This window comes from Mesorhizobium sp. B2-3-4, assembly GCF_006442315.1.
In the GTDB taxonomy this organism is placed as follows: Bacteria; Pseudomonadota; Alphaproteobacteria; order Rhizobiales; family Rhizobiaceae; genus Mesorhizobium.
The window spans coordinates 198,893-212,302 of record NZ_VFVY01000008.1 but is presented as its reverse complement, the minus strand read 5'-3'; the positions used below and the strand labels follow the sequence as shown (position 1 = coordinate 212,302).

Genomic DNA, 13,410 nt, shown 5'->3' with positions numbered 1-13,410 from the left:
CCGATCGCCATGCGAAATGGCCGCTCACACCGTGATGGGCTGACCGGTTTCGGCTGAATAGGCCGGCCATTGCTCGAGAAAATCGCAGCCGTGGATGACGACGCGCCTGGCGGCGCTGTCGAGGAGGATGACCGCATAGGATGGCGGCGCCTGTTCGACGATCTCGCTCGATCGGTCGAGCGCCAGTTCGAACCGGGCGTGCAGGCCGCGCTGCGCCGAAAACGGAATGCCGGCCACGGTGCCGGCGATGTCGCGGTGGACGTGGCCGAAGAAGATGTGGCGGACATTGCCATGGCGTTCGAGCAGGTCCAGAAGCCGCTCCGGCTGTTGCAGCGCCAGGGGATCGAGTTGCGGCAGGCCGAGCGCGACCGGCGGGTGATGCAGGAAGACATAGACCGGCCGGCCCGCCGCTTCATCGAGCCGGGCCCGCAGCCAGGCAAGACGCATTGCGCAGAGTTCACCCTCGATGCGCCCTTCCGCAAGGCCATCGAGGAACAGCAGCACCTCGTTGCCGGTATCGTGGACCGACTGCACGAAGCCGTTTTCGTCGACCGGAAGTTCGGGAAAGGCGGCGGCGAGATAGGCCCGCCGGTCGTGGTTGCCCGGCAGCAGCCTGTAGGGCGTCGACAGCGTCCCCAGCGTGGCGCGCAGGTCGGCATAGCTTTGCGCTGCGCCGGTCTCGGTCAGGTCGCCGGTGACGACGCAAAGTGCAGCGTCGGCGTGATGGGCATTGATGTGAGCGATGCAGGAGGCGAACCGCTGGTGCAGGTCGGCGCCGAACCGCAGTTCGCCCCGGCGGCCGAGATGCACATCGGTGACCTGGATGATCTTCATCTGCGTCCGCGCGTCAAAGGGCCGGTTCGGGGACGGAAGCCTTGAAGACATCGAGGCGGCTTCCCGTCTCCGATGAGAAGAAATGCATGTCCTCGGGCGAAATCTTCAAGCCGACGGTGCTGCCGGGCTCGGCGTGCACGGCCTCCGACGTCATCACCGAGAACGGCGCGCCGTCGAGATCGACATAGATAACCCGCCCCGCGCCCAGTTCCTCGACCAGGTCGACCGTGGCGCTGAGCGCGCCCGATGTGCCCGGCGCCACCAGCCGGACGGCTTCCGGCCGGATGCCCATCGCCACCTTGGTACCGACCGGCAGGCCGGCGCGAGGCATGGCCAGGCGTCGGCTGCCGCCGGGCAGCGACAGCCCGTCGAGTTCCACCGTGCCTTCCAGAATGTTCATCGCCGGTGCGCCGACGAAGGTGGCGACGAACCGGCTGGCCGGGCGGCTATAGACCTCGGCCGGTGTGCCGACCTGCTCGACGCGGCCGCCATTCATCACCACCAGCCGGTCGGCCAGCGTCATCGCCTCGACCTGGTCGTGGGTGACGAAAACCGAGGTCGCATCCAGCCGGCGATGCAGCTTGCGGATTTCCGAGCGCATCTGCACGCGCAGCTTGGCGTCGAGATTGGAAAGCGGCTCGTCGAACAGGAAGACTTTCGGCTCGCGGATCATGGCGCGACCCATGGCGACGCGCTGCCGCTGGCCGCCGGAAAGCGCCATCGGTTTGCGGTCGAGCAGATGCTCGAGTTCCAGCGTGCGGGCCACCGCCTGGATGCGCTGGTTGCGCTCGGCCGCGGGGACACCGGCGACCTTGAGCGAATAGCCGATGTTCTGTGCCACGCTCATATGCGGATAGAGAGCGTAATTCTGGAACACCATGGCGCAGCCGCGCTCGCGTGGCTCGAGCTTGTTGACCACAGTCCCGTCGATGGCGATCGTGCCTTCGGAAATCTCCTCCAGCCCGGCGATCATGCGCAGCAACGTGGACTTGCCACAGCCGGATGGTCCCAGGATGACGACGAATTCGCCCGAGGCGAAGTCGAGGTCGACACCGTGCACGACAGCTGTCTTGGCGTAGTTCTTCTTGACGCCGCGTATTGCGATGGAGGCCATTTTTGTCTCCCTATTTTTATTTCTCGGTAGCGATCAGCCCGCGCACGAACCAGCGCTGCATCAGCACGACGACGAACAGGGGCGGCAGCATGATGATGAGCGTTCCTGCCATGGCAATGTGCCATTCCGGGGCGCCGCCGACATTTGGGATCAGTTGCTTGAGTTCCGTCACCGCCATTGCATGCGACTGGTCGGTGGTGATGAGCAGCGGCCACAGATATTGGTTCCAGGCCCACAGGAACATGATGGTTCCAAGTGCGGCCATGTTGTTGCGCGACAAGGGCAAAAGCACGTCGATGAAGAACCGCAGCGGGCCGGCGCCGTCCATGCGCGCGGCCTCGGTCAGTTCATCCGGCACGGTCAGGAAGAACTGGCGGTAGAGGAACGTTCCGGTGGCGGTGGCGACCAGCGGCAGGATCAGGCCGCTATAGGAATTGAGCAGTCCCAGACTGAGCGAGACCTGTACGCCCGAGACCTTTTCGATCAGCCAGGAAATCCCGGTCAGGTCCAGGATCGTCTGATACGGCTCGAGCACATTAGCGACCACGGCATAGGTCGGCACGATGCGCACTTCGAGCGGCAGCATCAGCGTGATGAAGATCAGCCAGAAGATCAGCATGCGGCCGGGATAACGGAAATAGACGATCGAGAAAGCCGTAAGCGCCGAGACGATCACTTTGCCGGCGGCGACGCCGAACGCCATGATGAAACTGTTGAGCAGCTTCGGGCCTAGATCGGCCGTCACCCAGGCGGTCTTGATGTTGACCCAGAAATCGCTGCCCGGCAGCAGCGACATCGGCACGTCGTTGACATCCCTGAGATTATGCGAGGCGGCGATCGCCACGATGGCGAACGGCGCGACGCAGAAAATGAAGCCGGCGAACAGGATCAGATGCGTGAAGAAATTGAGGAACGGGGTGCGCTCGACCATACCAATCTCACCTGTAATGCACGCGCCGCTCGATGAAGCGGAATTGGACGACGGTGAGGGCGACGATGAGTATCATCAGGATGATGCTCTGCGCGGCGGCGCCGGAGTAATCGAGGCCTTTAAAGCCGTCCGAATAAATCTTGTAGACCATCAGATTGGTCGCATTGGCCGGGCCGCCCGCCGTCATGATGTCGACGATGCCGAAGGAGTCCTGAAAACTTTCGGTGATGTTGATGACCAGCAGGAAGAAGATCGTCGGCGTGATCAATGGAAACTGTATGTCCCAGAAACGCCTGATGACGCCGGAACCATCCATCGCCGCCGCCTCGATCAGTGAGCGCGGAATTGCCTGGAACGCGGCGAGGAAGAAGATGAAGTTGTAGCCGACATATTTCCAGGAAAAGGCGATGATGATCGAGGTCATGGCGTCGGTGCCATCGAGGCCGGGATCCCAGAAGCCGGGCCAGACCTGGTTGACGACGGCCATGAAGCCGGCTTCCGGCGCCAGGATAAAGCGGAATGCCAGCGCCAGCGCGGGCGCCGCGATGCCATAGGGCCAGATCAGCACCACCCGGTACAGCCACGAGCCGGCAAGCTGCCGGTCGGTCAAGGCGGCGAGCACAAGCGCGATGAACATCGCCAGGCCCGTGCTGATGCCGGCGAAGACCAGGCTTGCGGTGATCGAGTGCCAGTAATCGGCGTTGGACAGGATCGAACGGAAATTGTCCAGTCCAACCCAGATGTTGCCGCCGCCCCAGGGCTGCTGCAGCGTCAGCGACCAATAGACGGCCTGCCCCGCCGGCCAGTAGAAGAAAGTGAAGATCAGCAGCAGTTGCGGCACCGCGAACAGGATACCGATCGTCCATCTGCTGAAAGTGACGCGTTTTTCCATCGATCCGCCGATGTCGTTGAACCGTCAGCCCGCTTTCTTGGAGCAACATTAGGGCATGTCTGCCGAAAGTGGCACCGGTTTCGCGGCATGCGCAAATTAAACCCGATATGAAATGGCCGCCCGTCGAAGCTCGGCGGACGGCCCTTCCAGTATCCAGGATCAGGGCAGGGTCTTACCCGGATAGGTCTGCTGGAAGCGGTCGAGGATGGCGTCGCCGTTCTTGACCAGCGTATCGAGGCCTTCCTGGACGCTCACCTTGTTGGCGAAGATCGCCTGCATCTGGGTGCCGAACTCGGCGCGGATCTGGGTGAAATTGCCCAGGCGCACGCCGCGGGTGATCTCGTTCGGCTCGGAAGCCGTCAGGCTGGCGATGGCGACCTCGCGCCCCTTGTAGGGCGCCTTGTCATAGAAGCCCTGGGACTTCATGTAGTCGAAACCCGACTTGGTCACCGGAATGTAGCCGGTGTTGGTCGACCAGAACAAAGCCGTCTTGGGATCGTGGATAAAGTTCAGGAACGCGGCCGCGCCCTTGTACTCGGCGTCCGACTTGCCGGAGAGCACCCAGAGCGATGCGCCGCCGACCAGCGAGTTCATGCGCGTGGTGCCGGCGTAGACCGGCAGTTCGGCGACGTCCCAGTTCATGCCTTCCTTCTGCGTGCGGCCAACCGTGCCATGGTCGCCCACCGAGGTCAGGATCACCTGGCAGGTACCGGTGGCGAAGGCCTGCACCATATCCTGGCCGAGATCCTTCGACTTGATCTTGACCAGACCGTCATCATACCACTTCTTCAGGTCGGTGACGTACTGGACGAACTTGGTCTTGTTGACCTCCAGGCGAGCGTCGAGACCGTCATAGCCATTGTTCTTGGTGGCGATCGGCTGGTTGTGCAGCGCCGAGAACTGCTCCATCAGCTGCCAGCTTTCATTGGCCGAGATGTTGATCGCCATCGGGCATTCATAGCCGGCGTCCTTCAACGCCTTGAGGTCGGCGCCGACGTCTTCCCAAGTCTTCGGCGCTTCGGTCTTGCCGATCTTGGCAAAGGCGTCCTTGTTCCAGTACATCAGTGGGGTGGACGAATTGAACGGGAAGGACAGCATCTCGCCCTTCGAGGTCGCATAGTAGCGGGCGATACCGGGGAAATAGTCGGCGTAGTCGATCTTGTAGCCGTTCTCTTCCATCAGCTTGTCGGCGGGCTTGTAGGCGCCCGACAGCATCATGGTGGCGGTACCGACGTCATAGACCTGGACGACGGTGGGCTGCTTGCCGGCACGGAAGGCGGCAATCGTGTTCTGCAGCGTGGCGTCGTAATTACCCTGGCTGGTGCAGACGACTTCATAGTCCTTCTGCGATTCGTTGAAGTTCTTGCACATCGTGTCGACGACACGGGCGAGGTCGCCCGAAAGGCCGAACCAGAAATCGAATTTTACCGGCTCTGCGAAGGCAGGTACCGCGAGCGCCGTGCTGAGCGCCCCTGCGGCAAGGGCAGTCAAGCCCCGCTTGATGATGGTCATGATTTCTTCCCTCTTGAATGGCTGGTGACAAGGGTCTTGCGCAAGTCCTTGCCCGCTCTCTTAGAGAAGGTATGTGACAGTTCTGTTGTGGCTTCCCGGGGCCTGTGAACAGCCGTCTTTCCTCCCCCTCGGCGGTTGCGCCGGCATCAAAAGGTGACACCCGCGCGTTAGGTAGCTAGGGCGGCTGTCGATGACGTAAAGCCCCGCATGATTACCCGGCTAAAGGGATGCCGAAATGCCGGCGCCGCGGCCGGCGCACGCGCCCGTTGTCGATCGGCCAGGGATGCGCGAGGCCCTTTCGACAGCGCCGCCTGTCCATGGCCTGCCGCCGTCATCCCAGCGCTGGCCAGATCGAAATCGAAGCTCGCCTTCGGGGCTTCGGGCCCGGGGTCGCTCTGCACCGGGACGGCACGCCCTGGTTGCAGCCGACTTATCGATCCTTCAACGGCCAAGCCTTAATCAGTCGTATTTCCTTTTTTATTTCCTGTGGGCTAGGGGGAAATAAGATGCTGACGGTCTATAATTGCATCGTGAACCAGCACGATCTGAGACTGGTTGTACTGGCTGCGCTGATCTGCGGGATTTCCTGTTTTTCCGCTGTAAACCTGCTTCACCACATCAGCCGCTCGACGGACCGCAACCGGCTGGTCTGGCTGATGATATCGGCGACGTCGACCGGGTTCGGCATCTGGGCGACGCATTTCATTGCCATGCTTGCCTTCACCCCGGGAATCCCCAGCGCCTACGATCCGGGCCTCTCCGTGATCTCGCTCGCCGCTTCGGTCGCATTGACGGCGGCCGGCATGTGGATCGCCACCTTGCGCGACGAGATCGATTACCATCTCGTTGGCGGCGCCATCCTGGGTGGCGGCATCGCAACCATGCACTATGTCGGCATGGCGGCGTTCGAGGTCCAGGGCCGGATCGAATGGAACCTGTTGCTCGTTGCCGTTTCCTTGCTGGCCGGCACGACGCTCGCGGCAATGGCGCTGCGCGTCGTTCTGCGCCGTCCCTCCCTGTCGGCCACGGCGGCCGGCGCCGTGCTGCTGACGCTGGCGATCTGCAGCTTGCATTTCATCGGCATGGGCGCGGTCTCGATCTTTCCCGATTCCTCGATCGTCATATCGCAATACACGATCGAGCCGACCTCCCAGGCTTTCGCGGCCGCGGCCGCCACGCTGGTGATCCTGGTGGTGTCGGCGTCGGCGCTGTGGATCGACCTGCGCTTCCGCCGCCAGAAGCTGGAGGTCGACCGCATGCACGGCCTGGCCAATGCCGCCGTGGAGGGCCTGATCGTCTGCGACGGAAACCGCATCGTCAGCGCCAACGACAGCATGGGCAAGCTGACGGGCATGCCGGCGATGTCGCTGAACGGTATGCAACTGGGCGAACTCTTCGACGAACGCGCCGCTTTCGATGCAACCAGCCTGGAGGGCCAGCCGCGGGAAGCGGAACTGGGCAATCGCGATGGGACGAGAATTCCCGTCGAACTGATCGCCAGGAGCATCGATTATTGCGGCAAGCCGCACAACGTCATCGCCGTGCGCGACATACGCGAACGCAGGAAGGCGGAGGAGGAAATCCTTCGCCTTGCCCATTTCGATCCCCTGACGGGGCTTGCCAATCGCCGCAGCTTCTCCAGCCGTCTCGACGCGGAAATCGCATCCATGAACCGGATCGCCAAAGCCGACGCAGGCGCCAAGGGCCGGCATCTTGCGCTCCTGCTGTTCGATCTCGACCGCTTCAAGGAGGTCAACGACCTCTACGGACATGGCGCGGGCGATGCCATGTTGCAGAAAGTGGCAAGCTGCGCGTCCGGCGTTCTGCGCCACGGCCAGATGCTTGCCCGCCTGGGCGGCGACGAATTCGCCATCATTGCCCCCAACCTCCCGGACCCGCAGGCGGCCGGTCGTATCGCCAACGCGGTGCTTGCAGCAATGCGCGAGGAAAACCGGGCAGCGACCGGCGGCGGGCTGGTATCGGCCAGCGTCGGCATCGCGCTCTATCCCCTGGATGCCGAGGACCAGACCAGCCTGATCAGCCATGCCGATACGGCGCTCTACCGTGCCAAGACGGAAGGCAGGGACACCTATCGCTATTTCGAAGTCTCGATGGGCGCGGAGGCTCGCGACAAGCGCGTGATGGAGCACGAATTGCGCCAGGCCGTCGTGCGCGGTGAATTCTATCTCGTCTACCAGCCGCAGAAAGAGATCAACAGCGGCAGGATGGTTGGCTTCGAAGCCTTGATCCGGTGGCGTCATCCCGAGCGGGGCGAGGTTTCTCCCGCCATTTTCATTCCGGTGGCCGAGGACAGCGGCGCGATCGGCCAGATCGGCGATTGGGTGCTCGAAGCCGCCTGCGAGGAAGCCGCGCGTTGGGAAAATCCCCTGACGGTTGCGGTCAATGTCTCAGCTGTCCAGCTTCACAATCCCAATTTCAGCCGCAAGGTCCACGAAACCTTGATGAAGACAGGCCTTGCCCCGACCAGACTCGAACTCGAGATCACCGAAACCGCGCTGGTGAAAGACATGCCGCGTGCGCTGGCGACCCTGCGCCAGGTCAAGTCGCTGGGTGTGCGGGTGGCCATGGACGATTTCGGGACCGGCTATTCCTCGCTTTCCAACCTGCGTGCCTTTCCCTTCGACAAGATCAAGATCGACGCCTCCTTCATCAAGGCGGTCGACACCAATGGCCAGGTCGCGGCGATCGTGCGCGCGGTGCTCGGCCTGGGCCGCGGCCTTGGCCTGCCGGTTCTGGCCGAAGGCGTCGAAACGCTTGGCGAGTTGAAGTTCCTGGATGCGGAGGCCTGTGAGATCGGCCAGGGCTACTATCTCGGCAAGCCGGCGCCGATCGAGGCGTTCGACGACCTGACCGGCCACGGCAAGCCCACTCCGGTGCGTGCCGGCCGCCAGGATGGCGCCCTCGTGCTGCTCAAACCAAAGGTGCGCTCGGCCTAGCCTGGGCAGAGCGCCAGGCGCTTTTCCTGCATTTGCTTGGGTTTATGATCCGAGCGCCGTCTCGACCAGCCGCTTGGCGTCCGGCCCCGACCATTCGGCCGGACCGTTCATATGGGCGATCAGGCAGCCTTCGCCGTCGATCAGCATCGTCACGGGCAGGCCGAGCGCCAGCCCGCGCGTCTTGAGATCGTTGAACAGCGTCATCGTCGAATCCCGGTAGTAGCCGAGCGTGTTCACACCGGTATCGGCAAGGAACTTCTTCGGCTTCACGTCGTCGCCGGCATCGACATTGACGGCGACGACCTGAAAGGCATCGCTGCCTTTCTCCTTCTGCAGCGCATCGAGAGCCGGCATTTCGGCGCGGCATGGCGCGCACCATGTCGCCCACAGATTGAGCAGCACCGTCTTGCCGGCATGATCGGCGATCGTCATCGGCTTGCCGTCCGGACCGTTGAAGGCGAGGCTCCGCATCGACTGCGGCGGGTCGGCCGGCAGAAGTGCCGCCACCTCGCCGGTCGCCGCGGCCGCGACCTTCTTGGCGCGCTCGCTCTTGGCGGCGCAGGCGACGTCGTCCTTGCTCTCGCCGGCTGCCACCTGGGACGCTGCGTTGTTGTTGCCAGAGCGGCTCTCGCTGACATATACCGCGACCGCGCCGGCCAGCGCTCCCGCCACCAGGGCGGCGAGGATCAGGCGCGGGGCCGGGAAGAATCTGTTTCCGTCTGCCATTTTCTCAAAACTGCTCCGAAGCACGGGTTATAGCCATGAGCGACAAGAAGACCAGCAACCAGATGTGGGGCGGACGATTTGCCTCGGGTCCGGCCGCGATCATGGAAGCGATCAACGCATCGATCTCGTTCGACCGCAAACTCTATGCGCAGGACATAAGAGGCTCGATCGCCCATAGCCAGATGCTGGCGCAAACGGGCATTATTTCGGCGGCCGATCAAGAAAAAATCGCTCACGGCCTCAACACGATCCTGAAAGAGATCGAAGCTGGCAGCTTCGAGTTTTCGACGAAGCTGGAAGACATCCACATGAACGTCGAGGCCCGCCTTGCCGACCTGATCGGTCCGACGGCCGGCCGGCTTCACACCGCCCGCTCGCGCAACGACCAGGTGGCGGTCGACCTGAGGCTCTGGGTCAAGGACGAGTGTTTCCGCGTCGCCGAGGCGCTGAAGGGCTTGATCATGGCGCTGCTGGCGCGGGCCGAGGAACACGCGGCGACCGTTATGCCGGGTTTCACCCATATGCAGGCGGCGCAGCCGGTCACTTTCGGCCATCACTGCATGGCCTATGTCGAAATGTTTTCGCGCGACCTGTCGCGCGTGCGCGACGCCATCGAACGCATGGATGAGAGCCCGCTGGGTGCGGCCGCTCTTGCCGGCACCAGCTTCCCCATCGACCGTCACCAGACGGCGAAGGCGCTCGGCTTTCGCGAGCCGATGCGCAACTCGCTGGATGGCGTCTCGGACCGTGACTTCGCGCTGGAGTTCCTCGCCATGGCGGCGATCTGCGCCACCCATCTGTCGCGGCTGGCGGAAGAAATCATCATCTGGTCGACGCCGCAATTCGGCTTCATCAGGCTGTCGGACTCCTTTTCCACCGGCTCCTCGATCATGCCGCAGAAGAAGAACCCCGACGCCGCCGAACTGGTGCGCGGCAAGACCGGCCGCGTCAACGGCCATCTGGTCGGTCTGCTGACGGTGATGAAAGGCATGCCTCTGACCTACGGCAAGGACATGCAGGAAGACAAGGAATCGGTCTTCGATGCCGCCGAGACGCTCGACCTGATGCTGGCCGCCATGACCGGCATGGTCTCGGACATGACGGTCAATGCCGCGGCAATGAAGAAGGCCGCCGGTTCCGGCCACGCCACCGCGACCGACCTCGCCGACTGGCTGGTGCGCACGCTGGGTCTGCCGTTCCGCGAGGCGCATCATGTCACCGGCCGCGCCGTGGCGCTGGCCGAAGAGAAGAAGGTGGGCCTGGAGAAGCTTTCGCTGGATGACCTGCAATCGATCAACCCCGGCATCACCTCGGACATTTTCTCGGTGCTGGCGGTGCAGAATTCGGTCAAGAGCCGCGTCAGCTTCGGCGGCACCGCGCCGTCGGAAGTGAGGAAGCAGATCCGCGCCTGGAAAAAGCGCATCGCAAAGGCGTGACGGCGGATATTGCGATCGGCAACATCCCGGGGTGCAATGCGCCGAGAACTCGGCTAAAAGCGGCGGCTGGCAAATGTTTCGGACGGATGGATCGATGACCGGAAGCAGGATTTTGGTGACGCTGACGCTTCTGGCGGCGATGGCCGCCGTGACCGCCTGCGGCCGCAAGGCCGGTCTCGACACGCCCTACGAGGCTGCGGTCCAGGCGCGCAAGGACGCCGAGAAGGCTCACCAGCCCGTACCGCCGGAACCGGAAAAACCGGTCGTGGGCAAGAAATTCATCCTCGACCCGCTGATCTAGCGCCGATCAAGGTGGGTTTGATCGTTGCCAAACCCGATCGCATCGTGCCCCAACGTCCGGAACCGCTCCCGTGAACCATTTCGACTACCGCGACGGCGTGCTGCATGCCGAGGACGTCGCGATCCCTGACATAGCCGCCCAGGTCGGCACGCCGTTCTACTGCTATTCGACCGCCACCTTGACCAGGCACTACCGGGTCTTCGCCCAGGCATTCGCCGGGCTCGACGCATTGGTCTGCTATGCCATGAAGGCCAATTCCAACCAGGCGGTGCTGCGGACCCTGGCCAGACTCGGCGCCGGCGCCGACGTTGTCTCGGAAGGCGAATTGCGGCGTGCGCTCGCCGCCGGCATCCCGGCGGGCAAGATCCTGTTTTCAGGTGTCGGCAAGACCGCACGTGAGATGGATTTCGCGCTTGCGGCCGGCATCCTGTGCTTCAACGTCGAATCCGAGCCGGAACTCGAACTCTTGTCGGCCCGCGCCACGGCTCTCGGCAAGGTGGCGCCGGTGTCGCTGCGCATCAATCCCGATGTCGACGCCAGGACGCACAAGAAAATCTCCACCGGCAAGGCCGAGAACAAGTTCGGCATTCCGTGGCAACGCGCGCGCCAGGTCTATGCGCGCGCGGCACAACTTCCCGGCATCAGGATCGCCGGTATCGACACCCATATCGGCAGCCAGATCACGGAACTGCAGCCCTTCGACGACGCTTTCGCGCTGCTCGTCGAACTGATCGGCGTGCTGCGCGCAGACGGCCATGCCATCGAGCATGTCGATCTCGGCGGCGGCCTCGGCATTCCCTATCGCGTCGACAACAACCCGCCGCCCCTGCCTGACGCCTATGCGCAGATCGTGCGCAAGCATGTCACCAAGCTTGGGCTGAAGGTGATGTTCGAGCCGGGCCGGCTGATCGTCGGCAATGCCGGCATCCTGGTTTCTGAAGTGATTTTCGTGAAGGAAGGCGACGCCAAGAACTTCCTCGTCGTCGATGCCGCCATGAACGATTTGATCCGGCCGACACTCTACGACGCCTTTCACGAGATCAGGCCGGTGGTGCAACCGCCGGCCGATACGCCGCGCATGATGGTCGACGTGGTCGGCCAGGTCTGCGAGACCGGTGACTATCTCGGCCTCGACCGAGACCTGCCGAGGCTGAAAGCCGGCGACCTGGTCGCCGTTTCGACGGCCGGCGCCTATGGCGCGGTCCAGGCCGGCACGTACAACACCCGCCTGCTGGTGCCGGAAGTGCTGGTCGACGGCGACCGTTTCCACATTGTGCGTCCGCGCCTGACCTATGACGAACTGATCGGGCTGGATTCGGTGCCGGACTGGCTTGCATAGCGGTCACGACCGGATACCGGATCTAGAGCCTTTTCTGGATGAGTGCCCTGGTGTCGGCGATTCTGGTTTCGTCGCGGCGGTAGAAGGTCCATTGCTTGATGCGCTTGGTCTTGAGCAGGCCGACCTGCGCCAGCACGCGCATATGCTCGGAGAGCGTCGCCTGTGTGATGCCAAGCTTTTCGGCAATCAGCAGCGCGCAGACACCGTCCTCGACCAGATCGCCATCCGCCTGACGCGGGAAATGCTCCCGCGGATCCTTCAGCCAGTCGAGGATCTGCAGCCTGCGTTCGTTGGCAATTGCCTTGAAGACATCGACATCTTGCATTTAGTCATTTTGCCAAGTTACTAATTACTGTCAATCCCAAGGAGAGAAACGTCATGTCGCAGGCGAAGATCACACGCGAACGCATAGCGGCGATGGAACCGCGCATCCGCCCCTATGTGCGCCACACACCGGTGCTGCGCGTCGACATGGCCGATTTCGATCGCCCGCCGCTGGCGGTCGACCTCAAGCTCGAATGCCTGCAGCATTCCGGCTCGTTCAAGGCGCGCGGCGCCTTCACCAACCTCCTCGAACGGCAGGTCCCCGCGGCCGGAGTCGTCGCCGCGTCGGGCGGCAATCATGGTGCGGCGGTTGCCTACGCCGCCATGCGGCTTGGCCACAAGGCGACCATCTTCGTTCCCGAAGTGAGTCCGCAGGCCAAGCTGGACCGCATCCGCGGCTATGGCGCCGACCTGGTGGTCGGCGGCGCCCGCTATGCCGAGGCGCTGGCCGCCAGCGAACGTTTCGCCGAAGAAACCGGCGCCCTGCGGATCCATGCCTTCAACCAGGAGGAAACGCTGATCGGCCAGGGCACGGTCGGGCTGGAGATCGAAGCGGACTTGCCCGACATCGACACGCTGCTGGTCGCCGTCGGCGGCGGCGGACTGATCGGCGGCATCGCCGCCTGGTATGCCGGCCGCATCCGTATCGTCGCCGTCGAACCCGAAGGCGCCCCGACGCTTCACCGGGCCTTCGAGGCCGGCCATCCGGTCGACGCGCCGGCGGAAGGCATCGCCGCCGATTCGCTGGCGCCCAAGCGCGTCGGCGAAATGATGTTCCCGATCGCCGAAGCTTTTGTCGAACGCTCCATCCTGGTCAGCGACGACGACATCATCGCCGCGCAGAAAGCCCTGTGGAACCGCGTGCGCATCATCTCGGAACCAGGCGGCGCCGCCGCCTTCGCCGCTATCCTGTCAGGACGCTACACGCCGGCAGCGGACGAACGGGTCGCGGTGCTGGTCTGTGGCGCCAATGCGAACCCCGCCACTTTCTGAGCGCAACCATTTCGGCCGCCTTCACGTTTTTACCAACTGCCTCGCCTTTGC

General features: G+C 63.4%; 12 protein-coding genes. 5 read left to right on the top strand and 7 right to left on the bottom strand.

Annotation, left to right across the window (positions count from 1 at the left end; genetic code table 11):
- Positions 1-24: 24 nt before the first annotated feature.
- The 5 genes from FJ967_RS14840 to FJ967_RS14820 form a co-directional block, all read right to left on the bottom strand.
- Positions 25-834, bottom strand: a complete 810-nt coding sequence (locus FJ967_RS14840) for a phosphodiesterase (protein WP_140732566.1) — start codon at positions 832-834, stop codon at positions 25-27.
- 13 nt (positions 835-847) lie between these two features.
- Positions 848-1,948, bottom strand: a complete 1,101-nt coding sequence (locus FJ967_RS14835) for a sn-glycerol-3-phosphate import ATP-binding protein UgpC (protein ID WP_140732565.1) — start codon at positions 1,946-1,948, stop codon at positions 848-850.
- A gap of 16 nt (positions 1,949-1,964) precedes the next feature.
- Positions 1,965-2,879 (bottom strand): ABC transporter permease subunit, encoded by a 915-nt coding sequence (locus tag FJ967_RS14830; protein WP_140732564.1) that lies wholly within the window; start codon positions 2,877-2,879, stop codon positions 1,965-1,967.
- A 7-nt stretch (positions 2,880-2,886) separates the two neighbouring features.
- Positions 2,887-3,771 (bottom strand): sugar ABC transporter permease, encoded by an 885-nt coding sequence (locus FJ967_RS14825; protein ID WP_140732563.1) that lies wholly within the window; start codon positions 3,769-3,771, stop codon positions 2,887-2,889.
- Between the two features lie 159 nt (positions 3,772-3,930).
- Complete coding sequence (locus FJ967_RS14820; RefSeq protein ID WP_140732562.1) at positions 3,931-5,283, bottom strand: extracellular solute-binding protein; 1,353 nt, start codon at positions 5,281-5,283, stop codon at positions 3,931-3,933.
- 506 nt (positions 5,284-5,789) lie between these two features.
- On the opposite strand from FJ967_RS14820, the gene FJ967_RS14815 reads away from it, so the two are divergent.
- Positions 5,790-8,240: an EAL domain-containing protein gene (locus tag FJ967_RS14815; protein ID WP_140732561.1), complete on the top strand. Its 2,451-nt coding sequence runs from the start codon at positions 5,790-5,792 to the stop codon at positions 8,238-8,240.
- Between the two features lie 42 nt (positions 8,241-8,282).
- On the opposite strand, the gene FJ967_RS14810 is transcribed toward FJ967_RS14815, so the two are convergent.
- Positions 8,283-8,966, bottom strand: a complete 684-nt coding sequence (locus tag FJ967_RS14810) for a TlpA disulfide reductase family protein (protein WP_140732560.1) — start codon at positions 8,964-8,966, stop codon at positions 8,283-8,285.
- A gap of 35 nt (positions 8,967-9,001) precedes the next feature.
- Between FJ967_RS14810 and argH the strand changes: the two genes are divergently transcribed.
- The 3 genes from argH (at position 9,002) to lysA (ending at position 12,042) form a co-directional block, all read left to right on the top strand.
- On the top strand, positions 9,002-10,402 hold the full coding sequence (gene argH, locus FJ967_RS14805) for an argininosuccinate lyase (protein WP_140732559.1): 1,401 nt from the start codon (positions 9,002-9,004) through the stop codon (positions 10,400-10,402).
- A gap of 94 nt (positions 10,403-10,496) precedes the next feature.
- On the top strand, positions 10,497-10,703 hold the full coding sequence (locus tag FJ967_RS14800) for a hypothetical protein (RefSeq protein WP_140732558.1): 207 nt from the start codon (positions 10,497-10,499) through the stop codon (positions 10,701-10,703).
- Between the two features lie 70 nt (positions 10,704-10,773).
- The gene (lysA, locus tag FJ967_RS14795; RefSeq protein WP_140732557.1) at positions 10,774-12,042 is read left to right on the top strand and encodes a diaminopimelate decarboxylase; all 1,269 of its coding nucleotides are present in this window, start codon (positions 10,774-10,776) and stop codon (positions 12,040-12,042) included.
- 22 nt (positions 12,043-12,064) lie between these two features.
- On the opposite strand, the gene FJ967_RS14790 is transcribed toward lysA, so the two are convergent.
- Positions 12,065-12,367, bottom strand: coding sequence for a metalloregulator ArsR/SmtB family transcription factor (locus FJ967_RS14790; protein WP_140732556.1), 303 nt, complete (start codon positions 12,365-12,367; stop codon positions 12,065-12,067).
- Between the two features lie 53 nt (positions 12,368-12,420).
- On the opposite strand from FJ967_RS14790, the gene FJ967_RS14785 reads away from it, so the two are divergent.
- Positions 12,421-13,359, top strand: coding sequence for a threonine/serine dehydratase (locus FJ967_RS14785; protein WP_140732555.1), 939 nt, complete (start codon positions 12,421-12,423; stop codon positions 13,357-13,359).
- Positions 13,360-13,410 lie beyond the last annotated feature (51 nt).

What these genes read in the sequence shown, in the direction of transcription:
- FJ967_RS14810 (WP_140732560.1), bottom strand. Translation starts at nt 8,966, where the DNA reads ATGGCAGACGGAAACAGATTCTTCCCGGCCCCGCGCCTGATCCTCGCC.
- FJ967_RS14790 (WP_140732556.1), bottom strand. Translation starts at nt 12,367, where the DNA reads ATGCAAGATGTCGATGTCTTCAAGGCAATTGCCAACGAACGCAGGCTG.
- FJ967_RS14825 (WP_140732563.1), bottom strand. Translation starts at nt 3,771, where the DNA reads ATGGAAAAACGCGTCACTTTCAGCAGATGGACGATCGGTATCCTGTTC.
- FJ967_RS14820 (WP_140732562.1), bottom strand. Translation starts at nt 5,283, where the DNA reads ATGACCATCATCAAGCGGGGCTTGACTGCCCTTGCCGCAGGGGCGCTC.
- FJ967_RS14830 (WP_140732564.1), bottom strand. Translation starts at nt 2,879, where the DNA reads ATGGTCGAGCGCACCCCGTTCCTCAATTTCTTCACGCATCTGATCCTG.
- FJ967_RS14800 (WP_140732558.1), top strand. Translation starts at nt 10,497, where the DNA reads ATGACCGGAAGCAGGATTTTGGTGACGCTGACGCTTCTGGCGGCGATG.
- argH (WP_140732559.1), top strand. Translation starts at nt 9,002, where the DNA reads ATGAGCGACAAGAAGACCAGCAACCAGATGTGGGGCGGACGATTTGCC.
- FJ967_RS14835 (WP_140732565.1), bottom strand. Translation starts at nt 1,948, where the DNA reads ATGGCCTCCATCGCAATACGCGGCGTCAAGAAGAACTACGCCAAGACA.
- FJ967_RS14815 (WP_140732561.1), top strand. Translation starts at nt 5,790, where the DNA reads ATGCTGACGGTCTATAATTGCATCGTGAACCAGCACGATCTGAGACTG.
- FJ967_RS14785 (WP_140732555.1), top strand. Translation starts at nt 12,421, where the DNA reads ATGTCGCAGGCGAAGATCACACGCGAACGCATAGCGGCGATGGAACCG.
- FJ967_RS14840 (WP_140732566.1), bottom strand. Translation starts at nt 834, where the DNA reads ATGAAGATCATCCAGGTCACCGATGTGCATCTCGGCCGCCGGGGCGAA.